The organism is Streptomyces viridochromogenes DSM 40736 (assembly GCF_000158955.1).
GTDB lineage: Bacteria > Actinomycetota > Actinomycetes > Streptomycetales > Streptomycetaceae > Streptomyces > Streptomyces venetus.
On sequence record NZ_GG657757.1, the window covers coordinates 2,741,302 to 2,764,477 of the forward strand.

Annotated in this window: 15 protein-coding genes, 2 pseudogenes and 1 CRISPR repeat array; of the genes and pseudogenes, 3 read left to right on the top strand and 14 right to left on the bottom strand. The window is 69.7% G+C overall.

Annotated features, from left to right (window positions below; all coding sequences use genetic code 11):
- Nucleotides 1-253: 253 nt before the first annotated feature.
- Complete coding sequence (locus SSQG_RS12020) at nucleotides 254-1,366, bottom strand: sensor histidine kinase (protein ID WP_003990030.1); 1,113 nt, start codon at nucleotides 1,364-1,366, stop codon at nucleotides 254-256.
- Nucleotides 1,363-2,058, bottom strand: coding sequence for a response regulator (locus tag SSQG_RS12025; RefSeq protein WP_003990031.1), 696 nt, complete (start codon nucleotides 2,056-2,058; stop codon nucleotides 1,363-1,365). Before SSQG_RS12025 ends, SSQG_RS12020 begins: the two co-directional genes overlap by 4 nt.
- A gap of 154 nt (nucleotides 2,059-2,212) precedes the next feature.
- Here SSQG_RS12025 and SSQG_RS12030 point away from each other — a divergent pair.
- Nucleotides 2,213-2,605 (top strand): annotated as a pseudogene (locus tag SSQG_RS12030) (DUF418 domain-containing protein); the annotation flags it as partial.
- Between the two features lie 341 nt (nucleotides 2,606-2,946).
- The gene (locus tag SSQG_RS12035; RefSeq protein ID WP_039932465.1) at nucleotides 2,947-5,097 is read left to right on the top strand and encodes an MMPL family transporter; all 2,151 of its coding nucleotides are present in this window, start codon (nucleotides 2,947-2,949) and stop codon (nucleotides 5,095-5,097) included.
- Between the two features lie 194 nt (nucleotides 5,098-5,291).
- On the opposite strand, the gene SSQG_RS12040 is transcribed toward SSQG_RS12035, so the two are convergent.
- The 6 genes and pseudogenes from SSQG_RS12040 to SSQG_RS43655 all read right to left on the bottom strand — a co-directional run.
- The gene (locus SSQG_RS12040; RefSeq protein WP_003990034.1) at nucleotides 5,292-6,752 is read right to left on the bottom strand and encodes a HAMP domain-containing sensor histidine kinase; all 1,461 of its coding nucleotides are present in this window, start codon (nucleotides 6,750-6,752) and stop codon (nucleotides 5,292-5,294) included.
- The gene (locus SSQG_RS12045) at nucleotides 6,749-7,441 is read right to left on the bottom strand and encodes a response regulator transcription factor (RefSeq protein ID WP_003990035.1); all 693 of its coding nucleotides are present in this window, start codon (nucleotides 7,439-7,441) and stop codon (nucleotides 6,749-6,751) included. The genes SSQG_RS12040 and SSQG_RS12045 overlap by 4 nt, the downstream gene beginning before the upstream one ends.
- Nucleotides 7,442-7,861: 420 nt before the next feature.
- The gene (locus tag SSQG_RS12050) at nucleotides 7,862-9,493 is read right to left on the bottom strand and encodes an MFS transporter (protein WP_039932467.1); all 1,632 of its coding nucleotides are present in this window, start codon (nucleotides 9,491-9,493) and stop codon (nucleotides 7,862-7,864) included.
- 94 nt (nucleotides 9,494-9,587) lie between these two features.
- On the bottom strand, nucleotides 9,588-10,631 hold the full coding sequence (locus SSQG_RS12055; RefSeq protein WP_244299102.1) for an NAD(P)/FAD-dependent oxidoreductase: 1,044 nt from the start codon (nucleotides 10,629-10,631) through the stop codon (nucleotides 9,588-9,590).
- A gap of 766 nt (nucleotides 10,632-11,397) precedes the next feature.
- Nucleotides 11,398-12,276, bottom strand: a complete 879-nt coding sequence (locus tag SSQG_RS12060; protein WP_003990038.1) for an alpha/beta fold hydrolase — start codon at nucleotides 12,274-12,276, stop codon at nucleotides 11,398-11,400.
- Between the two features lie 270 nt (nucleotides 12,277-12,546).
- Nucleotides 12,547-12,654: pseudogene (locus tag SSQG_RS43655) on the bottom strand (short-chain dehydrogenase/reductase); the annotation flags it as partial.
- A gap of 204 nt (nucleotides 12,655-12,858) precedes the next feature.
- Between SSQG_RS43655 and SSQG_RS12065 the strand changes: the two are divergent.
- Nucleotides 12,859-13,482 (top strand): TetR/AcrR family transcriptional regulator, encoded by a 624-nt coding sequence (locus tag SSQG_RS12065; protein ID WP_039932470.1) that lies wholly within the window; start codon nucleotides 12,859-12,861, stop codon nucleotides 13,480-13,482.
- Nucleotides 13,483-17,532: 4,050 nt separating this feature from the next.
- Nucleotides 17,533-17,988: a CRISPR direct-repeat array (repeat unit 29 nt; unit sequence GGAGCTATCCCCGCGTGCGCGGGGCCAAC).
- A 40-nt stretch (nucleotides 17,989-18,028) separates the two neighbouring features.
- Here SSQG_RS12065 and SSQG_RS12070 read toward each other — a convergent pair.
- The 6 genes from SSQG_RS12070 to SSQG_RS38165 are packed head-to-tail and all read right to left on the bottom strand — an operon-like array spanning nucleotide 18,029 to nucleotide 23,112.
- Nucleotides 18,029-18,787 (bottom strand): type I-E CRISPR-associated protein Cas6/Cse3/CasE, encoded by a 759-nt coding sequence (locus SSQG_RS12070; RefSeq protein ID WP_244299103.1) that lies wholly within the window; start codon nucleotides 18,785-18,787, stop codon nucleotides 18,029-18,031.
- A complete protein-coding gene (cas5e, locus tag SSQG_RS42625) occupies nucleotides 18,784-19,620 on the bottom strand; it encodes a type I-E CRISPR-associated protein Cas5/CasD (RefSeq protein WP_003990041.1) in 837 nt (278 codons plus the stop codon). The genes SSQG_RS12070 and cas5e overlap by 4 nt, the downstream gene beginning before the upstream one ends.
- Nucleotides 19,617-21,002: a type I-E CRISPR-associated protein Cas7/Cse4/CasC gene (locus SSQG_RS42630; protein WP_244299104.1), complete on the bottom strand. Its 1,386-nt coding sequence runs from the start codon at nucleotides 21,000-21,002 to the stop codon at nucleotides 19,617-19,619. The genes cas5e and SSQG_RS42630 overlap by 4 nt, the downstream gene beginning before the upstream one ends.
- A complete protein-coding gene (casB, locus tag SSQG_RS12085; RefSeq protein ID WP_003990043.1) occupies nucleotides 20,999-21,556 on the bottom strand; it encodes a type I-E CRISPR-associated protein Cse2/CasB in 558 nt (185 codons plus the stop codon). The genes SSQG_RS42630 and casB overlap by 4 nt, the downstream gene beginning before the upstream one ends.
- Complete coding sequence (locus tag SSQG_RS38160; protein ID WP_003990044.1) at nucleotides 21,549-22,235, bottom strand: type I-E CRISPR-associated protein Cse1/CasA; 687 nt, start codon at nucleotides 22,233-22,235, stop codon at nucleotides 21,549-21,551. The genes casB and SSQG_RS38160 overlap by 8 nt, the downstream gene beginning before the upstream one ends.
- Before the next feature lie 13 nt (nucleotides 22,236-22,248).
- Nucleotides 22,249-23,112, bottom strand: coding sequence for a type I-E CRISPR-associated protein Cse1/CasA (locus tag SSQG_RS38165; RefSeq protein WP_003990045.1), 864 nt, complete (start codon nucleotides 23,110-23,112; stop codon nucleotides 22,249-22,251).
- Between the last annotated feature and the right edge of the window lie 64 nt (nucleotides 23,113-23,176).

Sequence of the window (23,176 nt, forward strand, 5' to 3'; positions counted from 1 at the left end):
CGGGGGTGGACCCGACAGTTGCCGGATGGGCGCGTTGCGGCCGGGCTTGAAGGCTGGAGGCATGACAGACCGCGCGGCGCAGCACGGTCCAGGGGCGTCGCCGCCCGCTGCCGGCCGAGGCTCACGTGTGAGCCACGTGAGCCACGTAATTCGCGTGAGCCACGTGAGCCACGTGAGCCCGTGAGCCACCTGAGCCGCGTGAGCCGCGTGAGCCACGTGAGCCACGTGAGCCGCAAGCCGACAGAACAGCAGGTCAGTCCGCGCTCAGGGGAACCCTCAGGCGGACCCGGTAGCCGCCCTGAGCAGTCGGGCCCGCGTCCAGGGTGCCGTGCAGGATCTCGGCCCGTTCCCGCAGGCCGACCAAGCCCTGCTGCGAACCGGGCAAGGAGAGGGAGGGGCGCGTGGGAGGGGTGTTGGTGACGGTCACTCCGATACCGTCCCCGTCCTGCCACAACTCGACGCGAGCGTTGGCGCCGGGGGCGTGCTTGCGGACGTTGGTCAGCGCCTCCTGAACCGTGCGGTAAAGGGCGCGTTGGGCGGGTGTGCCCACGGTGGGCGGCAGCTCACCCGTCAGCTCCGTGTAAGTGCCGCTGGATTCCACCAGTTTGCGCAGGTCGGCCAAGGTGGGCTGCGGGGTCAGCTCGGTGGATCTGCCGCCGGAGGCGCGCAGCAGCGTGACCATGGTGCGCAGCTCGTCGAGGGTGGTGACACTCAGCGAACGGATCGTGCGGGCGGCCTCCTTGGCGTCCGCGTCCTTGGCGGCGACCTGCAACGCCCCGGCCCGTACGGCGATCAGGCTCACCTGGTGGGAGACCACGTCGTGCATCTCGCGGGCCAGCTGGGCGCGTTCACGGGCGAGCACGGCCTGGGCGTGCAGGGTCCGCTCGTGCTCCCTGGCCTCCTCGACCTCGGCCAGTCGCCGCGCCAGGTCCCGTCGTGCCTGGAGAAGCTGGCCGAAGAGGACCGGGGCGACGCTGGTTGCCAGGCCGTACACGAAGAAGACCAGCGTCATGGTCCGGTCCGCCTCGGCCAGGGGCCACGGCGTACTGCTCGCGACGGCGGCCAGGACGACGCACACCGCGAGGAGACGGCGGTTGCGGGAGCGTTCGGCCAGTGTGAACAGCGCCGCGAGCACAGCGACGGCGACATCCTGCATCAGCGCGATGGGCAGGGTGAGCAGGAAGACGCCGAGCGGGAACCTGCGCCGGAACGCCAACGCGGCGCAGCCGACCGCGGCCAGTGTGACCTCGGGGCGCGTGTGCTCCCACATGTCCACCACCAGCACATCCACGGCCGCCACCGCCACCAGGACGATGTCGACGACCGGCGCCGGAACCCGCCGCCACACGGCGCGTGCACGGCTCATCGGCCGGCTTCCGACCGCGGGCGCTCGTCGAGCAGCCCGGCCCGCTGGGCCAGCAGCGCGGCCTGCACCCGGCTCGTCACCCGCAGCTTCGTGAGGATCGCGCTGACGTGGTCCTTCACCGTGCCCGCCCCCAGGTGGATGCGCGCCCCGATGTCGGCGTTCGACAGTCCCTCCGCCACCAGGACGAGGACGTCGCGCTCCCGCGGGGTGAGCAGCCGGACCCGCGCGGCCTCCTCGTCGACGGCCGCCTCGGTGCCGGGGTGGCTGTGCAGCAGCGTCCGCGACGCCTTGGGCGACAGCACCACACCGCCCGCGACCAGGGTCCGCACCAGGTGGGCAAGCTGCTCCGGCTCGGTGTCCTTGAGCAGGAAACCGGCCGCACCGGAGTTGAGCGCGGTCAGGATGTACTCGTCGGCGTCGAACGTGGTCAGCATCGCCACCACCGGCGGATCCGGCCTCGTGCGCAGCTCGCGCAGGACGGTGAGCCCGTCGACGTCCGGCATCCGGATGTCCAGCAGCACCACGTCCGGCCGCTCCCGCCGGACGGTCTCCACCGCGTCGCCGCCGCTCGCGGTCGCGACGACCTCGATGTCCTCGGACGCGCCCAGAATGAGTTCGAAGCCCGAGCGGACCAGTGCCTCGTCGTCGACCACCACTACCCGGATCACGCGCTCCGCCTCACCTTCATTCATGCCGTCCGGCCCATGCCGCCTCGACCCTAAAGCCACGTAGAGCTCCTGCGGCTCGGCGAGCGGCAGCTCCAGCCACACGGCGGGGTAGCACCCACCACTCGGCAGGGACACGGCAGCCTTCTGCCGGATAGTCCATGATCGGCCCGAGTTTCCACCCGACAGCATCGGCATCTTCGGCGACACCCCCGCCGGGATGCTGGCCTCAGCCCCGCACAGCGAGGCGACCCTGTCCATCATGGCCGCCACGGGTGTGGCGATCCTGGTGATCACCGCGTGCCTGGCCGCCTCGGACGCCTTCCCCCGGCTGCGCCGCCTGGCGGGGCCCGTCATCGCGGTCGGCTCGATGTCACTGACGGCGTACGTCTTCCACATCGTCGCCATCTGGCTCCTGGACACCGAGAAATCGGCCGTCCCGCCCCTGCACATCCTGCTCGGCCTCATCGCCTCCGTCACCGTCCTCGCCACCCTCTGGTCCCGCTTCTTCCGGCGAGGGCCGCTCGAATGGCTGATGGGCCGGGCGACCGGACTGGCCCACCGCATCCGATAAGACGCAGCGGGGTGGGTCACTTCCCACGGATGCCGTTCCGACGCGGGTTCGGACGTCCTGAGCAGGCCGGGCCCGAACTCGAAGGGGCGGGTGAAGTCCGTGCTCGTGAGCGTAGGAAGGGTGGCGCTGAGGTGGGAGTAGGTGACCCGATCGGCGGACCTGGGCTGTGTCGCCCGGGCCTTGCCCACCGGGCGGGACCTCGACGCCACCACGCCGGCGCGTGCGCTGGGCACATGGTTCGGCCAACCGGCCTGAGCACCGCATTAACAGTCGTCTCAGGTTCGCTCAGTAGCAAGTAGGCATCCAGATAAGCGATGCAACCCGTATGTAGGAGGCCAGTGATGGCAGTCAACGCAGCGCCGTCCGGGGAAACGCCGGCCGGTCGGTTGGCAGGCCGGTGGGTGCCGTGGTTAGTGATTGGCTTGTGGCTGGTGCTGGCGGCGGGCATGGTGCCGCTGAGCGGAAAGTTGAGCTCGGTCACCACCGACAGCGCCGTGGACACCCTGCCGGCCAGTGCCGAGTCCACCAAGGTGGCGGTGCTGGACGACCGTCTCCCCGGTGGTGACAGCAACACGTTCGTCTTCGTGTACCACCGCGCCGGCGGCATGACCGACGCCGACCGCGCGACGGTCGAGCGCCACTACAGCACCCTTGCCAAGCGGTACCCGCCGAAGGCGACGGCGGCGGCTGGCGAGGACGACGAGGGCTCACCGACGAGCCCTTCCACCGACCGCAAGGCGATGATGTTCACCCTCGAGGTGAGCACGGCCTACGGCGCACCGGAGGACATCGTCGGCCCGTTGCGTGACGCCGCGAAGGACCGCCCCTTGGGCCTGGAACTCGACGTGACCGGCCCGGGGGCGATCGACGGCGACATGGACGCCGTCTTCGACGGCATCGACGTGCAGGTCCTCCTCACCACCATCGTCGTCGTCACGCTCCTGCTCATCCTCACTTACCGCAGCCCGGTGTTGTGGATCATCCCGCTGGTGGCCGTCGGCGCGGCCGCACTGACCGCGATGGGGACCGTCTACCTGCTCGTCAAGGGCTTCGGCATCGTGGTCAACGACCAGAACTCGGCGCTGCTGACGATCCTGGTGTTCGGCGTCGGCACGGACTACGCGCTGTTGCTCATCGCTCGATATCGGGAGGCACTGCACCACCACGAGAACGTCCGGGTCGCGATGGTCCACGCGCTACGCGGCGCGGCGCCGGCCATCGTCGCGTCCGCGGCCACCGTGGTCGCCGGCCTGCTCTGCCTGCTCGTCGCGGACCTGAACAGCACCAGCGGGTTGGGCCCGATCGGTGCGGCCGGCATCCTGTGCGCGCTGGTGGCCATGCTGACGCTGTTCCCGGCGGTGCTCGTGGTGCTCGGCAGGCGGATCTTCTGGCCGGCCATCCCGCGGTTCAGCACGGCCGTGGAGGAGAAGCCGGGGCTGTGGGGACGGCTCGGCACCGCCATCAGCCGCCGCCGGTGGGTGGCGACGCTCGGCTCGCTCGGAGTCCTCGGCGTGCTCGCCCTCGGGCTGACGGGCAACACCGGCGCCCTGCGGGAACAGGACCAGTTCCTGTCGGCGCCGGAGTCGGTCACCGGCTTCACCGTTCTCCGCCAGCACTTCCCGGAGCTCGGCGGCCAGCCGATGACGATCTTCACGCGGCCGGCGCACCAGGAGCGGGTGCTCGACATCGTCAAGGACACTCGCGGTGTGGCCCTGGCCGTCCCGGAGCAGACCAGCGGTGGCTGGGCCAACATCTCCGTGTTCCCGAAGGACGCGCCGGACACCGCCGCGGAGTACGACACGATTCTGCGGGTGCGCACCGCCGTGCACGCGGTGAGCGGGGCGGAGGCGATCGTCGGCGGGCCGAGTGCGGAGAACCTCGACACCGAGGTGACCACCAGCCGCGACGAGAAGCTGGTGATCCCGCTGGTGCTCGCCGTCGTTCTGATCATCCTCGGGCTGCTGCTGCGCGCGATCCTGGCCCCGCTGGTCCTGATGGCCACTGTGATCGTCTCCTTCGCCGCGGCCTTCGGCGGCAGCGTGTTCGTCTTCGACACGATCCTCGGGTTCGAGGGTGTCGACTATTCGGTGCCGCTGCTGGCATTCCTGTTCCTGGTGGCGCTCGGCGTCGACTACAACATCTTCCTGGCCAGCCGGGCCCGGGAGGAGACCGTGCGTCTCGGCACCAGAGAGGGCATGCTCAAAGCCCTCTCGGCCACCGGCGGCGTCATCACCTCGGCAGGCCTGGTCCTGGCGGCCACGTTCGCGGTCCTCGCCACACTGCCGCTGGTGATGCTGATCGAGGTCGGGTTCCTGGTGGCCTTCGGCGTGCTGCTCGACGCCCTGCTGGTGCGGTCGGTCCTGGTGCCCGCCCTCACCTTGCTGATCGGCCGGCGGATGTGGTGGCCGAGCCGGCTGTCCCGGCCGGCGGCGGAGCTGCCGGACGGTCAACAGCCGCTCGCCGACGACGAGGAGCCCGTGCTGCAACGGTGAGCGCGGCGGCACGGACGAGATCCGGGACGGGCCCCAGGCCCGTCCCGGATCTTTTTCATGGGCCCAACGGTCGCCGCCCTTTGGTCCTGCGCCACACGGGTCGGCGCATCGCGGTGTCCTGCCCCGACGGTGAGCCGCGCGGGGCCATGCCCGAGGGCCGCCGTTCCCTGTCCTGCGCCGCGCCGCCGGGCGGGTCAGCGCGCCGCGGTGTCCTCCCCGGCGGTGAACCGCGCGATCGGGGCGATCGGGGCGGGCGGGGCCGCGGCCGGAAGGTCGACCCGAAGCAGCGCGCCACCGCGTGCGGAGCGGGCGACGCCGGCCCGGCCGCCGTGGGCGTCGACGACCCGCTGCACGATCGACAGCCCCAGACCGGATCCCGGCAACGCCCGGGCGCTGTCGGCACGGTAGAACCGGTCGAACACCCGCGGTACGTCGGCGGCGTCGATGCCCGGCCCGGCGTCGTCGACCTCGAGCACCGCCGACGCGCCCTCGGCACGGAGCCGGACCTGGACCGGCTGGTCCGCGGGGGACCACTTGCCGGCGTTGTCGATGAGGTTGAGCACCGCCCGCTGGAGCGCGGCGGGACGCCCGCTCACCCACACGGAGGTCACGTCGAGCGCGACCTCGATGTCGGGCACGCGGGAACGTGCCCGGGTCGCGGCGGCCACCACCACGTCGGCGAGGTCGAGCACCTCGGTGTTCTCGTCGCTGACGTCACCGCGCGCCAGGTCGGTCAGCTCGGCGGCAAGGGTGCTCAACTCGGCCACCTGAGACCCGAGATCGTTGAGCAGCCGGGTCCGGCTCTCCGCCGGCAGTGCGCTGTCCAGGGTGCCGCTCCGATCGAGCCGGATCAGCAGCTCGGCGTTGAGGCGCAGGCTGGTGAGCGGGGTCTTGAGCTCGTGGGCGGCGTCCTCGGCGAGCAGTCGCTGGGCCCGCCGGGAGTCCCGGAGTGCGGCGAGCATGTCGTTGATCGACTGGATCAGCCGCCGGATCTCCCCACCGCCCTCATCCGGGATGTCGGCGTCGAGATCCCGGGTGTGCGCGACACGTACCGCGGCGGCGGTCAGCCGGTCGATCGGTGCCAGCCCGGTCCGCGCCACGGTCCGCCCGACAAGGGCGCCGCCGACCACGCAGAGCAGCCCGATCAGCAGCATGCCCAACCCGAACCGGTTGATCGGGCTGTCGTCGGCGACCTGGGCCACCTGGACCGCGCCGTCGCCCGCCCGCAGCGTGTAGATGAGGTAGCCGTCCTCGTCGCTGTCGTTCGACTCCATCAGGTCGGCCGACGCGCCCTGCGCCACGCGCCCGGCGTGCTCGCTGACCGGGGGCAGCGCGGGTTGGCCGGCCGGCGTCCGGGTCGAGCCGTCGGGCAGGATGACCCGCACCAGCCGACCGGATCCGGGATACGGCGGTAGCTGGACGTGCGCCAGACCGGCGCGCTGCGCGTTCGTCGCCAGGACGCGGGAGTCGGCGCGCAGCTGATTCTCGGCGGTGTCCCGCAGCTCCCAGTCCAGTAGCTCGCTTGCCACCTGGAAGGCCACGAACACGCTGACCGCGATGGCCGTCGCCGCGATCACCGTCAGCCTGGCCCGCAGGGACCGCCTGCGCCACCATCGGGTCAGCCGGCGCGGTTCCCGGCCGGCGGGCCTGCTCACGGAGGAGTCTCCCGCAGCACGTACCCCAGGCCGCGCAGCGTGTAGATCAATCGTGGCTCACCCTCGGCCTCCATCTTGCGGCGCAGGTAGCTCACGTATACCTGGAGGTTGTTGGCGGTGGCGCTCATGTCGAAGCCCCAGATCGCCTCGAACAGCGCGTCGCGGGTCAGGACCCGGGTCGCGTTGCTCATGAGGACCTGCAGGAGGGAGAACTCGGTCCGGGTCAGGCGCAGCGGCCGCCCGCCCCGCCACGCCTCGAACCTGTCGGGATCGAGCCGGACGTCGGCGAACGACAGGATCTGCGACTCCTCGTCGGTCGGCGTGCGCCGGCGCAGCAGGGCCCGCACCCGGGCCAGTAACTCCTCGGTGGCGAACGGCTTGGGCAGGTAGTCGTCGGCGCCCGCGTCCAGCCCCGTGACCCGGTCGGAGACCTGGTCACGGGCGGTCAGCATCAGCACCGGCAGATCCCGACCCGCGGCCCGCAACCGCCGGCAGGTCTCCAACCCGCCGAGGCGGGGCATCATCACGTCGAGGATCAGCAGATCCAGCGTGTCGCCGTCGGCCCCGCCGACCCCGTCGAGCACGGCGAGACCGTTGGCGACGGTGCTGGTGTCGTAACCCTCGACCTGGAGCACCCGCTCCAGCGAGTCACGGATGGCCGCTTCATCATCCGCGATCATGATCCGCACGCCGGCCCGCCCCCTTCCGGTCGATGTTTTTGCCGCTCATTGTCCCCGAACAACCTGAGGCCAGGATTAGAGCGTCGCTGGGAACCGCGCTCTTACGGATACCTAAGAGGGCGGTATGAGATCCGGTAGGTGATGTGTCGTCGCCTGAACGTGGGGGACTGCGGCATCTCAGCCGGTCGGCGGGCTCGGGCGTGCTGGGCTGGACGCGCGAGCAGCGGATTCGCCTTCCACCGCGCATAGCCCGCGCCGGCTCCGAGGGGTATGCGTGGACGTGGACCGTGGACCAGGCCCGCGCCCTGCGCGTCTCGCGCCGCCGGGCTCCTGGCCGACGCGCCTGGCGGGTGATCCGGCGGAGGCGGTGCCACTCGCTCCGACAGGCGGGCGCGTCCCCGTCGATCCGGTGGACGCCCCGTCAGCGATCTAGCGGGGGGACCCGGTGTGCTCCCGCACAGTCGCCGCCTCGCTCACCGCCGTCCCGGCCCCCGGCTCGGCGCTCTTCCTCGCGAACCCGCGCCGACCCGGCAGGACCGCGAGGACGATCAAAGTTCCGGCAGCCATGATGATCCCGCCGATGAGGCTGGTCTGGGCGACTCCGTGGGCGAAGGCCTGGTGGACGGCGTCCACGGCGGTCTGGGCCTGCTGGGGCTCGACGGAGGGATCCTGCGCGACCCGCTGCGCGACGGCCAGGCCGGCGCCGACCGAGTCCTTGGCAGTCTCCATCGCCTCCGCCGGGAGCCGGTTGCCCACCAGGTCGGTCAGCTCGTCCCGGTAGGCCGTGCCCAGCAGCGAGCCCAGCACCGCGATCCCCAGCGCCCCGCCCAGCTCCAACGCGGTGTCGTTGACACCGCCGCCGACGCCCAGCTCGGACTCGGGGAAGGAGCCCATGATCGTGTCGGTCGCCGGGGAGATGGCCAGACCGAGCGCGAGGCCCAGCATCATCAGCGGCACCAGGAAGTCCCCGTACGTCGACCCTTTGTCGATCTGGGTGAGCAGGAACATGCCCGCCGTGCCGACGGTCAGGCCGGTCACGGCCATCACCCTCACCCCCAGCTTCGGGGCGAGCACCCCGGTCACCGCGGACCCGAGGAACACCGCACCGCCCAGCGGCAGCAGGCGTACACCCGTGTCCAGGGCGCCGTAGCCGAGGACGAACTGCAGGAACTGCGTCGCGTAGTAGATCACGGCGAACATGCCGAAGAAGAAGAACATCACCGCGAGCATCGAGCCGGTGAAAGGCCGCAGCGCGAACATCCGGACGTTCAGCATCGGGTGCGGGTGGCGCAGCTCCCAGGCGATGAAAGCGACCAGACCGACGCTGGCGATCACGGCGGCCGTGACGGGGCCGACGCCCCAGCCGGAGTGCGGGCCCTCGATGGCGGCGTAGATCAGGGAGCCGACGGTCACGATCGACAGCAGACCACCGACGTAGTCGATCCGGCCCATGCCCTCCGCCTTGGACGGCGGTACCAGGGCGAGCGCGCCGAACACGGCGAGGACGGCGAACGGCACGTTGATCAGGAAGGTCGAGCCCCAGGCGTGGTCCTCCAGCAGCCAGCCGGAGACCAGCGGGCCGACGGCTACCGCCACCCCGGAGGTCGCGGCCCAGGCGGTGATGGCCTTGGCCCGCTCACTCCGGGGGAAGGTCGCGACCACCAGGGACAGCGTGGCCGGCATCACGACCGCGGCACCGACACCCATGATCGCGCGGGCCACGATGACCAGCGAGGTCTCGTCGACCAGGCTCCCCATCACCGAACCGCCGGCGAAGATCAGCAGACCCAGCACCAGCGCGCCGCGCCGGCTGTACTTGTCGCCGATCGCGCCCAGCACCAGCATCAGCGCCGCGTACGGAACGGTGTAGCTGTCGACGACCCACTGCAGATCACTGCTGCTCAGGCCCAGGTCGGTGGTCATGTCGGGGGCGGCGACGATCAGTGACGTGTTCGCCATCACCGTGATCAGCAGGCTCAGGCACAGCACGAGCAGCGCCCACCAGCGCCGCGCGTAAGGCCCGGTCATTTTCTCCACGGGGGTGTTCACAAGGAAGGACATCAGTAGCTCCTGAGGGGGACGGGACGGACGAGCGGAATCGCTTGACTGCCCGTGCGACAAGCGGGTGACGGGCTGAGATCTCCGGGCTTCAAGATCATTCCGTGACCCCTTGTGGGCTCCCCTCGGCGATCCCCTGGAGGGCCGCGTCGGTGTCCGCGACGGCCAGCACCTTGTTGATGTCGATGCCGGCCAGCGCGCCGGCGGCTGCGGAGGCCCCGACCTGGGCGACCGGATCGGTGACGTTGCCGGCCACCCACACACCCGGCACCTCGGTGGTGCCGTCGATACCGGAGGCGAAGGTGCGGCCCGTCGGCAGGTCCTGCACCGGCAGGCCCAGACCTTCCAGGCCATGGGTGCGGGCCTGCATCTGCGGGGCGACCGCGAGGACGCGGCGGGCCACGACCTGGCCGTCGGCCAAGCGCACCCCGGCGAGGGCGCCGTCGGCGTCGTCGACGACCTCGCTGACCGGGGTGTCGATGACGCGGATGCCGCGGGCGGCGAAGCGGGCGCGGGTGTCCTCGTCCAGGTCGGTGCCGTGGGTGAAGTAGGTCAGGTCCTCGGTCAGTTGACGGAACAGATACGCGTGGCCGATGGACGCCGGGCCGGTGGCGAGGATGCCGATGGGCTCGTCGCGCACCTCCCAGCCGTGGCAGTACGGGCAGTGCACCACACTGTGACCCCAGTGCTCGGCGAGCCCGGGCACCTCGGGCAGCACATCCTTCAGGCCGGTGGCCACCAGGATGCGGCGGGCGGTGACGCTGCGGCCGTCGGCCAGGGTGACGGTGAACCTCAGGTCCCCGTCCGCCGACGGGGCGGCGGACTCGGCCGAGACCACCTCGCCGAACACGACGCGTCCACCGTATTGGCGCACCTGCTCCCGGCCCCGTCGAAGGATCTCGGACGGCGGGGTGCCGTCCAGGGCGATGAGGCCGTGCACTGCCTCCGCGGGCGCGTTGCGCGGGGAGCCGCTGTCGATCACGACGACCGAGCGGCGGGAGCGGGCGAGGATCAGTGCACCGTTCAGCCCCGCGGCGCCCCCGCCGATCACCACCGCGTCGACGGCCCCCTCGGGCAGAGCGTCGCTCGCGTACGGAGGAGTCGCCGCAGCCACGGCCTCCTGCCTTTCCTGATCAGTCATGGTTCGGTCAATCCTTCGAGTTCTGGGTGGTTGGAGGGGGCAGCCGTTCAGGAAGCGCAGGATGCGGGCGGCGACCGTCTAGGGCTGTTGAGAAGAGTCCGGCCCCGGTTTGCTGAGGTCGTTCGTGATGTACAGATCCAGTACGTCGATGAACGCCTTCGCCGAGATCGCGAGGATCAGACCGTGCCTCGTCGGCCTGGAGGGCATCGCAACGCCAGGCGTGCACGCAGCCTGTCCGGTGAGCTCAGGACCATTGTGTACTGAACAGTCAGAAACCTAACCGGTTCTGTACTAAGTCGTCAAGTACGGCAGGTTGGTCCTCGCTCACCACGAGGGCAGCAGCAATGCACCGATCAGGGCGGGGCCGCGAGGGCGGCGTTCACGTACATCACCCGCCGCCACGACGCCATGCGGTGAGCATGCCGCCAGGCAGCAGCCCGAACCGCTCGACAGCTTCGGGCCCGTGGCCGCCTCCGAGGACCTTGTCAGTCACGCAGCGCAGGCGAGCCTCTGCACCGCGTGTCATTCAGATGACGTCGTTTCCCATCATGTAGGTGACGGCGCGATGTTGATGTCCCGAAAGCCGCGTCACCGGCATCGGGTCCAGGGTCCAGAAGACGGCGAAGGAATGGGGGGTGCGGTCGGCGGTATATGCCTGCACCCGTGCGAGGTCAACTGTTGCTGAGGTGGGGGACGGCCTGAGTCATGGCACTTCCTCATGTCCTGACAGGGATGGGCGGCGGGTGCCGATAGCTGCCGGGTCAGGTCAGGCCGCGTCGAGCAGGATCCGCGCCATCTCGTCGGGACGCTCCAAGGCGGAGAAGTGTCCGGTACGGGGCACGGTGATGCGGTGGACGTCCGTCAGCGCGTTGGCCACGCGGTCCCGCTCGGCGGGACGGGACCAGTCGTTCTCGCTGTAGACGAGGGTGACGGGTGCCGACACGCGCGGGTAGCGCTCGCGGGCCCGGTCGAATCCCTTGAGGCTGCGGAAGATTCCTCGGGACACCTTGGCGTAGCCCTTGCGGCGGCCGCTTCTCAGTAGCTCGGTGATGAAGTCCTCGGGCAGTCTGGTCTTGTCGACGTAGCCGCCCTGCAGGATGGCCCGAAAGATGGGCCGCGGCTCGAGGGGGGCGAACAGCGGGCCCAGCACAGGCATCCGCACGCTGGAGATGATGAGGCGGGCGATCCAGTTTCCCCGCTCCCCGCCCTGGGGGTAGTCGTAGCTGTTGAACGCCACGACCCGGCTGACCCGGTCCTTCAGGTCGATCGATGCCGACAGGGACAGGGCGCCGCCGAGTGATTCGCCCGACAGGGTGACGTCGTGAAGGTCCAGTCCGCGGACGAATTCGACGACCGCGGCCCGCAGTTGCGGCTCCTCGTACTGTGCGCCGGGGACGATGTCGGACCATCCCATCCCGGGCAGATCCAGCGCGTAGACGGTGTAGTGGTCCCACAGCAGCGGGATCACCCGCTGGAAGTAGTCGAGCTGGCCGCGCACGGTGTGCATCAGCACGAGGGCGGGGCCGGTGCCCACCGTGTAGTAGCGCAGCCGCGAGCCATCGGCCCTGGTGAAGAACCGCACCTCGCCGCGGCCGTTGCTCCAGGTTCTCGCGTACGTCGCGTCGGGAGACTCGTTGCGTTCCATGGTTCTGTCCTCTCCGGTGAGGAGAATGCTGCAATACCGGCATTCAACTTATTTCGCTGGTCTGTGAAGTTGATCAGGTACATGGAGGTGCGGTCGCCCGAAGTGTCCTGTCGCTGTGGCCGGCACGTCTCGGGAGACCTCCCGCTGTGCGGCGTAGATGGGCAGGGGCGAGTCGGGTGCCATGCCGCTCCCTCGAAACTCGTGCTGGTGTAGGCCGGCTCGACCAGCAGCATCCGGACGCCGTGCTCGCGCGGTTCATGATCGACGGACGCTCGTGCCGACCACCGCGAAGCCGGCGCCCACCAGGGCGAGCGCCGCCGCCCGCCCGATCCCGGAGGAGGCGCCCGTCACGAGGGCCACTCGGGGAGCTGTCCGCATGGTGGTTCCTTCGGTTGTGGTCATGACTTCGCCGGGCGCCGCGCGGGGTCGCCTGCGCTCAGGCCGACTGGGTCCGCACCGGTCCTGCAAGCCCGAACCAAGCCTGTCCGGCGAGCTCAGGACGGTTGTTTACTGAATAGTCCGAAACCTAGGCAGTTCTGTACTGAGTTGTCAAGAAGGGTGGGTCGGCTTTACGGTCTTTGTATGGCGAGACCACGAAGCTTCGACCGCGACCACGTCCTCCATGCCGCCGAGCGGCAGTTCCGCACCTCGGGCTACAACGGCACGAGCGTCGACGACATCAGTGCCGCCACCGGCCTGGGCCGCGGCAGTCTCTACGGCGCGTTCGACGGCAAGCACGGCGTGCTGCTGGAGGCGATGGCCGGCTACTTCGCCCGGCTGGCGCAGGGTCCGCGCACGATGCTCGCCGGACCGGACGAGGGCGCCCTGGAACGGCTGCACCAGTACTTGCTCCGCGCCGTCCACGGGGTACCACTCGCCGCGGACGTACCCCCCGCCTCCGACCGGGCGGGGGCGGCCTGCTTCGCCGCCAAGATGGCCCTGGAGATCGGCGCCTCCGACCCCGAGGTGAAACGCCTGGCCAACGACTGCTTCTCCGTGGTCCGGGCGGCGGTGGCCGAATGCGTGCAAGCGGCGCAGCGCAACGGCGACATCGACCCCGACGCGAATCCCGACGACCTCGCGTACCTACTGCTGACGATCATCCGCGGGAGCGATGTCGTGGGCGCGTACGGCCACGGCCCCGACCGCCTGACCTCGATAGCGGAGAGCGCGTTCGCCTTGCTGCCTCGCCCGCGCCACTCCTGAGAAGGGCACGGCCTGCCTCGTTGCACAGGCATGTGACCGTGAGCGTGGCTGCAGGCTCCTGACAAACGCACGGGGCGGTCGCGGGACGACCAGTGCGGGTGGCGGTGAGGCAGGTCCTCGGGCGATGGCTGGGTGCCCATCGGCCCGCGGGGCCACTACCCCCACCCTGAGGAGGCAACGTCTATCGACGTGCGGGCGACCACCCCCGTTTCGGGCAGCAGCGAGAGCTTGCGACCGGCTTCGGCGTTGCTGCAGCCCAGTGCCACCTGCGCCAGGACGTCGCGTTCCCGGGGCGCCAGGGGCGGGCCTGGTACCCAGGCCGTGGCGGAGGTTGAGCCAGTCGGCTGGCCATGCCGAGCAGCCGACCACGCAGATCACCTTCGGGGACATGCTGGACCAAGCGCCCTAACTCGGCATGAGCCTGGCGGAGTTCTTCGAGCGGCACTGCTCGCCGATGGCGCGGCGTACAGCAGGCGCAGGCCGCGGTGGACCTCGTCACGGATGACCGGCTCGGCGACCAGTCGCCGGTAAGCGCCCGCGACCGCTTCGGCCGCCCGGTCCGCGAGCAGGGCCGGGCCGGCACGACAGGTTCAGCGCGCGCTGGCCTCCTCGGAGCTATCCCCGTTTACGCGGGGCCGACATGCTGCCCCCGGCGGGCGCGGTGATGGGGCAGGAGCTATCCCCGCATGCGCGGGGTCGACCCGACGAGTGCGGTCGGGTCCCGGGAGACCGGGGAGCTATCCCCGCGTGCGCAGGGCGGACGACGACGTGATGTAGGTGATGCCCGGCCCGAAGGAGCTATCCCCGCGTGCTCGGGGCCGACGCACCGGAGGCCGGATGTTGCGACTCCGGGTGAGAGCTATCCCTGCGTGCGTGGGGCCGACACCGGCTTCGAGGACGTCACAATGCAGGACCTGGAGCTATCCCCGGGTGCGCGGGGGCGACACGCACTCTTCCGCGAAGAGCGCGGTGTAGTCGGAGCTATCCCCGCGTGCGCAGGGCCGACGGCCTGAACCGCCTCAACAGCAAGTTGACCACGGAGCTATACCCGCATGCGCGGGGCCAACATGATCGCGTTGAAGTCGGCTTGCGACCACTGGGAGCTATCCCCGCGTGCGCGAGGCCGACGACTACACCCGCGGCGCCTACGTCGCCATCTGGGAGCTATCCCCGCGTGCGCGGGGCCGACGTGGGCATGTCCACCATGACGATCGCGGTCCCGGAGCTATCCCCGCGTGCGCAGGGCCGACGCTGCGATGACCTGCGCCATCGCGGGGAGTCGGACCTATCCCCGAGTGCGCGGGGCCGACAACTGCTTCATGACCTTCTGGCCCGGCTTGCTGGAGCTATCCCCGCGCGCACGGGGCCGACTGGGTCGGCGAGCAGGGGCCCGAGCTCGTCAAGGGGCTATCCCCGCGTGCGCGGGGCCGACTCCAGGTCAACGCGAAGAGAGATCGTCTCGGGGGAGCTATCCCCACGTGCGCGGGGCCGACGACTTCTCCGGCTGGCACACGAACAACTCCGAGGAGCTATCCCCGCGTGCGTGGGGCGGACCCGTACTCCACCTAGCGGGCGTAGTACGCGGTGGAGCTATCCCCGCGTGTGTGCGGCCGACAGCTTGTACTCCAGGCCGTACGTCAGCCGGCCGGAGCTATCCCCCGTGCGCGGGGCTGGCGTCTCCAGCGTCCCGAAGATCTTCACCTGGTCAGAGCCATCCCCCGCGAGCGCGGGCCGACATCGCCAAGCCGCTGACGCCTCTCTACGTCCAGGAGTTATTCCCGCGTAAGCGGAGCCGACGCCGTGCGGATGGAGGGACACTCTTACTCATTGGAGCTCCTCGCGTGCGCGGAGCCGACTGACCGCTGCTCGGCATCGTCGTGCCGGAGCTATCCCCGCGTGCGCGGGGCTGACTTCAATGACGCCGCGAAATGTCGCACGGCGTGGAGCTGTCCACGCGAACACAGGGCCGGCAGTGCCCGCGCCATCGGATCGGTGTGCACGTAGGAGCCATCCCTGCATGCGCGGGGCCGACGTAGTGATCCATATCGAGGCGCTGTTCCTCCCGGGGCTACCCCCGCATGTATGGGGCCGACGGCGCGTACCCATCGAGGGTGATGGCGAAGTAGGAACTATCCCCACGTAGGCGGGGCCGACTGAGCACTCATCCAGGGGATCAAGACCGAGTGGGAGCTGCGCCCCGCTCGCGCCGGGCTGACTCCCTGGAGGACACGGTCGGCGCGCTGGCCTTGGGGCTATCCCCGCGTCTGCGGGGCCGATTACATCCGCGTTGTAGACGAACCCGCCGAACCGCGGGCCATCCCCACGTGCGCGGGCCGACGTCCACTCGATCATGAAAGCCGTCTGCTCGGGGGAGCTATCTCCGCGTGCGCGAGGCCGACCTCGCCATGGCGGCCCAGCCTGTCTCGCACCTTGAGCGATCCCCGCGTGCGCGGGGCTGACATGATGCCGCTCTTGCCGTTCTGGCGAGGGACGGGGCTATCCCCGCGTGCGCGGGACCGACGAATCCGCGGCCACCTGGAAGGTGTACTCCGTGGAGCTATCCCCGCGTGCGCGGGGCCGACGTACCCGGGTCCCAGTGGTCGTTACCAGGAACGGAGCTATCCCCGCCTGCGCGGGGACGACACCTTCATAGGCGACATGAACTTGTTGACCTCGGGGCTATCCCCGCGTCCGCGAGGCCGACGACGTCGTGAACGCGGCCCGGGCCATGTACATGGAGCCATCCCCGCCTGCGCGGGGCCGACAACCCGGGCCTGGAGTACGTCCAGGAGACCATCGAGCTATCCCCGCGTGCGCGGGGCCGACGGATTCCGAGGCGACCACCGGCCGTCCCGGTTGGAGCTATCCGCGCGTGCGAGGGCTACAGCACCCGTTCCTTGAAGGCGCGCAGGCGCCCGGAGCTATCCTCCCGTACTCGGGGCCGACCCATTGTTGCGGAACAAGTAGCCCTGGGTGATGGAGCTATCCCCGCATGCGCGGGGCCTACATCAGGCCCAAGCAGTCCCACGACGGGTTGCCGGAACTATCCCCGTACACGAGGGGCCGACAACACCGACATCGTCGCCGACGCTCTAAAGGAGGAGCTATTCCCGCACGCGCGGAGCCGACCAAGACCTGACCGTGTGCGTCCAGGACGACAGGGAGCTATCTTCGCGTGCACGGGGTCAAATCCTCGCCGCCGTAGTCCGACGGGTCCTCAATGGAGCCATCCCCACAAGCGGGGGCCAACGTACGCCACTTGCCGTCCATGCCCTGGGCCTTGGAACTATCCCCGCGTGCGCAAGGCCATAATGCGGCCCGAGCAGCTATCCCGCGTGCGCGGGGCCGACGTGTCCGCCAAATCTGGGGTGTCGATTTCCTGGGAGCTATTCCCGCGTGCGCGCGGACGACGTGCTGTGTCCATCGGAGACGAGGTGGACGTGCGAGCTATCCCCCGCTTGCGCGGGGCCAACAGCAGGGCGGCGAACGGGTTCACCGTGCCGTAGGAACTATCCCGCATACGCGGGGCCAACTGGATCACCGTCGACTTCGGGTACACCAACCCCGAGCTATCCCCGCGTGCGCGAGGCCGACTCGACGTCCATCTTCCAGCGCCGTGCGAGCGCGGAGCTATCCCAGCGTGCGCGGGCCGACTGGGACGGTGAGAACGGCCCGGAGCTGATGCGGGAGCTATCCTCGCGTGCGCGGAGCCGACTACGAGACCGTACCGGCCTTGCGCTGCATAACGGGGCTATCCCCACGTGCGCGAGGCCCATTCGTTAAAGGTATCCCAGAGATCATCGGCTTTGGAGCTATCCCTGCGTACTCGGGGCCAACACCGGCATCGAGGACGTCACGATGCAGGACCTTGAGCTATCCCTGCGTGCGTGGGACCGACTGGAAGATTCCGCTCTGCGTATCTTCGGCGATGGGGCTATCCCCGCGTACGCGGGGCCGACGGCGTCCGCCTTGTAGACGAACCCGCCGAACCGCGGCCATCCCCGCGTGCGGGGCCGACTAGGTCGGCGAACGCGGTCCGGACCAGGTCCGGGAGCAATCCCCGCGTGCGCGGGGTCGACATCGAGATCATCGAAGGCGGTAAGCATTACCGGGAGCTATCCCCGCGTGCGCGGGGCCAACTGGGAGCGGGCCGAGGCGCCCGAGCCGCCCGAGGAGCTATCCCCGCGTGCGCGGGGCCAACCCCAGATGGCCCTCGACGACGTCGCAGGAGTGGGAGCTATCCCCGCGTGCGTGGGGCCAACTTCAGCCCGCCGGCCCCAGTACTCCTCCGTGAGGAGCTATCCCCGCGTGCGCGGGGCCAACGCCCGGTCGCTGCGTGCCCGCCTTGAGGCGGCGGAGCTATCCCCGCGTGCGCGGGGCCAACATCGGCCGGTTGGTCGGGAACACGATCAGGCCGGAGCTATCCCCGCGTGCGCGGGGCCAACCCGTGCTGCCGCCGCCCGTGTCCCGGGCCGACGGAGCTATCCCCGCGTGCGCGGGGCCAACCCTTCCTGAGCTGGGACGTTCGTGGCGATCATGTGCGATTTCATGCACTTGCGTCGAGCCGCGGTGTGCCTGCCTGAACTCCGGATTGTTCCTGCGTAGGTCTGGTCAGGATGAGGCCGCAGGAATAGGCGCGGGCGCGGCCGAGGCCGGTGGTGATGGTCTTGGTGAATGTGGCCGGGTCAGTGACGGTGAGGGTGCCGCGAATTTCGGCGCGGGTGATCTTCAGTCCCTTGTGGTGGTCGGTACTGACCGGCGGCAGCATCCGGATGGCGAGGGTGGTCCGCTCGGCGTCGGCGCCTAGGCGGGGGATGCCGCTTAGCGCGGTGGCGGGTGTTCCAGCGGGTTGGAGGCGGTCCTCGAACCACGTGCGCACGTGTGCGGGTAGGACGTGCGGGAGCCGCTTGATGACAGGCTTGCCCTTCTGCTTGAGGTCCGCCCGCGTCTTGGTCGGGGAGACCACCGTGCGGAACGTGAATCGGTCCCCAATGCTGATGGTCTCGTCGACGGCACGGACGTCGATTGGGGCGCAGAGGGCCGCGCGTGGGATGGCGGTCCAGTCGGGGCGTACGCGCGACTGAACGATGATCAGCAGGGTTTGTGTCGCCAAGTCGGCGGACCAGGTGGACAGAACGCCGACTTGGGCGCGGGGCGCGTCGGCGCCATCCGGGACCCAGCCTTTGAAGCCGCCCATCACGATGCGATGCATGTGGTGGGCGTCCATGAGGGCGGGCGCGGCATAGGTGTGGTTGAGGTCGAGTTGGATGATGCTCTGGCAGGTGATCAGTCGGGAGGTGCTCACGGGATGATGTCCCATCCGATGGTCGGCTCGGGGCTGATGCGGGTGCGGGTCTCCCACCGTGCCGTGTGGGTGCGGTGTTCGGGGTGGTAGGTGACGGGCTGGTCTGTTCTCTGTGCGGCGCCGGGGGTGCCGGGGGCGGCTTCGATCCAGGCCCATGGCTGCGGACTGGTGGCGTTGGGCAGGAGCGCGGTCGTGGTGAGAATGGTCTCGGCGGTTCCTGGATGGACTCCGCCGGAGATGGTGCCGCTCGGGGGGCAGGACTTGCGGCCGAGCCAGAGGAGGCGTTTGGGGTGCTCCACGGCGTGGCTGATGCGGTGCAGGAGGTTCTGGTCCGGGTGTTCGACGGCCGCGACGAATGCGGCGTCCGCCAGGTACCAGCGGGTTGTCATCATTGCGTCGCGCGTGGTGTTGCCTGCCAGGAGAACGCCGGTCTTCGGGTCCGGGGCGATTTCTTTCGGGGCGCCGTACCACTTGGTGACGGAGCGGGCGGCGAGGTGTCCGAAGACGGGTCCGGTGCTGGTTTCGAGAGCGGCAGCGGCCTTTTCGGCCCGGCGGTGGTCTGTGATCAAGTCGCGGGGGCGTAGTGGGTAAGTGCCACTCCCGACGATGTGGAAGTCTCGGACGGCGGTGCCGGGGCGGTCGGCCCGTACGGCGAAGCGCAGGTCGGTGAGCGCGCCGAGGTCGTCTGCTCGGTCCAGGCCGAGGGCGGCGGCGACGAGTCCGGTCACGCCGGACTTCGTCGGCCGGTTCAGGGTGTCGCGACGGTCGAACCTGGCCAGGGCTCCCCAGGATTGGAGAGGGCCCGCCAGGCGTAGCAGAAGCACGGAGGTCACCGGCTGGTCAGCTCCTCGATGCTGTTGGCTTCCGCTCCGGGCAGGGTGCCGGCGGCTGTACGGGAGTCGATGAGTTCCTGTACGTCGAGGTCGTAGGTGAGCACCTGGGCGGGTGAGATGTCCGTGCGCTTTCGCAGAACGAGGGCGTGCTGGTTCAGGAGGCGGTCGGCGGCTGCGACGGATGCCACGCCATCGGTCTCTTCGGCGATCGGCTTCTCGAAAATGCCGGCGTAGTTGAAGGGCCGGGCCCCAGTGAAGGCCATCACGAGCTTGGGCAGGATGCCGGTTGCAGCCGTGGTGTTCTTCTTGGCCTGGGGGATGGCGTTGGTGAACGCCTCGACGAATTCGAGTTCGGCGGCTTCGGCGGCGGCCTGTACCTGGTCGGGCTTCATGCCGGAGGCGAGCAGGTTGATCCGCAGCTTGTAGCGGTCGAGGACGGCGTGGCGGTAGAAGGTGCCGGAGATGAGCGACTGGTAACCGGTCATGCCTGCACCGGAGTCGTCGGCGGCGTCGATGTAGTCCAGGGCGTGGGCCTTGCGGTGGAGCTTGGCGTCGTCGGCGGCGGCGTAGAAGTCGTCGATGTGTTCGGCGGCATGGACGGTGAAAGCGTGCGCGGTCTGGATGGCGCCGTCCACGTTGGGCGAGTCGGCGATCTCGGCGAGGAACCGGCCGTAGAGGGCGATGTCGATGGCGTCGCGGGGAGCGAGCGCCGACAGGATCGCTTCGCGGATCTTTCGGGGTACGGGCGGGAGCTGCTCCTCGTTGTTGGGCTGGTTGTCGTCGGCAGCTGAGGCGAGGGCATCTGTGCCGCTCTTCTTCGCCTTTCTGGCGGCCGCGGCCGCGGCTTTCTTCGCGGCCGCGGCGGCGGCCCCCGCTTCCTTGGCCTTGAGGTAGTCGCTGGTCCAGGCGGCCACTTCGGCACGGTGTTCCTGGATCCAGTCGGCGATGATTTGTCCGGCGTCCTCGGGCGCGAACAACAGCACCTGGGTCAGGTCGCGAGTGGTGGGCTTGGCACCGAACTTCAGGCCTACACCTTCGAGTAGGGCCTTGGCGGTGGCCAGCGCATCGGCCCGGTCCCATCCGTATCGGTCGGCGAGCGCCTTGGCGGTGAGTTTGGCCCATTCGCGGGTGCGGATGCCCATGGTGTATCCGGCGAGTGGTCCCTGGCCGGCGTTGGCGCGCTCGCGGCTGTGGGTGCGTTCGGCACGTCGCCGTGCTTGTGCGGTGATCATGGTACGGGGGTCGCCGCCGAAGACGAACTGCTTGGGCATGCCGTTCTCGTCGCGTACAGGAAGTGCTGCGGTGAAGGTCTCCAGCAGGTGCAGCGAGAAGTACTGATCACCGGTGAGAAGCTCTGCGGCCGGGGTGGTCAGGGCGGTCACGTGGTTGTCCTCTTCGTGTAGGTCGGGGTGTAGAAGGAGGCGCCCCAGGTATCGGCGACGGACCTGTCTCGGCTCTTCAACCGGTCGCGGCTCTTCCAGCGGGCCAGGTCCTCGGGGAGCTGGGCCCAGGACGGCGGGGTGGTGTCGCAGGCGCGGGCCCGTTCGATGGCGTGCTGCAGGTGCCGCCAGGGGATCTCGCGGGATGCGGTGATCCGGTCCAGCAGCCGCTTGGCCCCGGGGTCGGCGGGGCCGCGGCCGGCACCACTGCCGATCTTCCGCATGGCTGTGCCGATGTCGCCGTATCCGTAGTGTGGCCGGAGGGCTCCGGCGTGGTAGCGAGCGAAGAGGAACGCGGTGAATTGGTAGATCTGCTGCTGTTCATCGGGTGGGGCGAACGCCGCGGCGATGTGGTGGGCCTCGGTGCGGCGCGGCGGGTTTGGTCTGCGCAGAGCGGCGAGAGCACCGAGATTGTGTGTGCGGACCAGGCCGCACAGCCAATCCGAGAGCTGGGTGCCGGGTGGCTTTGTGCCGGCGGTCGGGGCAAGGTCAGGCATCTGCAGGTTCCTTCAACTGGACAGGCGCTTTGCTGTGGCCGAGAAGGGCGCGAAGCCGGGCGCGCGCGGTGACGCGGGCCTGCAGTCCGGTACCTCCTGAGGGCAGGCTGGTCAGGCGCCCGTCGAGAGACATGATGGCCAGGGCGAGGATGTCGCGGCCGAAGGTGGCCAGGGCCTCGATAGCGGCGCCGGTGTCGGCAACCTGGTCCAGCAGGTGGTGGAACAGGTCGGCGGCACCGGCCCACATCTCAGGTTCGCCGTTGAAGCGGGCGAGTTGGGCAGCCTTGTCGTCCGGCTTGGGATTGGGATAGGCGATCTCGCGTGTGGCCGCGGCCACCAGATAGAGGGAGCGCGCGGTGTACTCGCAGATCGCCGAGCCCTGCTCGGCGGCATGTCGCAGCTGGGTCTCCCGGCCGGGCACGTACGGGAACTCGTCAGACAACCACGCGGTCAGCTTGCCCTGGGTGGCGAGCAGGCCGATGGCCCACAGGTGTACGCGGCGGCCGTGCAGCATTGCGACCCGGCCGTACAGATCGGTGCCTTTGTCGCGCTCGGCGACGGCCGCGTACAGAGCGTGGGACTCTCGCCATAGCTCCCTCGTGGGGGACGGCTTGAGCAGGGTCTTCTTCCCGCCCGGGGTGTCGTAGGTGACGGCGTCCTGTAGGTACGTGGCGGGCAACTCGGCAAGGGTTTCACCAGCGCCGATGGAGTACCCGAGTCAACGCCGATGCCGCCGTCGGGAAGGACGGTCGGGCGCAGTGCGAATCGAGCGGGCCGAGCACAGTGTGGAGATCGGCCGGGCCTGCGAAGTGCGGGCTTGCTGTGGTCCCGGCCGTGTGAAGTCTCTTCGGGACGGCTCGTCCTGATTTCCACGTCAGGTTGAGCGGCCCGGGTTCGTCCGGCCACGGGGCGGTGTTGAGGCGCAGCAGGTCACCGAGGGTGGCTCCTGGCCAGGCCGGGCGGGCGATGACCTTCAGGCGGGTGGCCAGCCGGTTGGTGCCGAGGTTGGTGAAGGTCCCCGGTAGCCCCATGTCCTTGGCCTTGATCCTGCCGCGCATCCCGATCCCGTACACGTGCTGGGTGAGCATCGCACGCCATGCGGCATCCGCCGGTACGGGCTCCGGGTGGTGGAGATGGTGAAGGTTGAAGAACTGGTTGTAGTCCCCGACCCGTTCCAGGAAGAGCTGAGCGGGCCCGACACCGTAGGTGTCGAGGTGAGGGTGGAGGACGGGGTTCTGGCCGAGGGGCCGCTCCGGGTCGAAGAGGTCCCAGCATCCGGGGTGACTTGCGATCCAGTCGGCCACCTTGTCCAGCGGTGTGCGGTCAGTGACCCACGACAGCCACTCGTCGGAGGTCTCGGGATGCTGATCCGCCGCGTGGATCAGGCCGATCAGCCAGTCGATCAGCGCGGCTGTTTCACCCGGGGTGTCACCGCAGACAGCTGCCAGTTCGTCGGCCCGGCAGAGCACGTCGACCAGGTTCAGCTTGACTCGCCGCAGGTCAGGGCCGGTTGTCAGTACCGGGATGCATGCTTGGGCACGCGGTTCCCACTGCATCGGCCTTCCACCTCCTTCTAGATGGGAGTTGGACTACAAAAGGACACGCTCTGTTGCCAGTGCC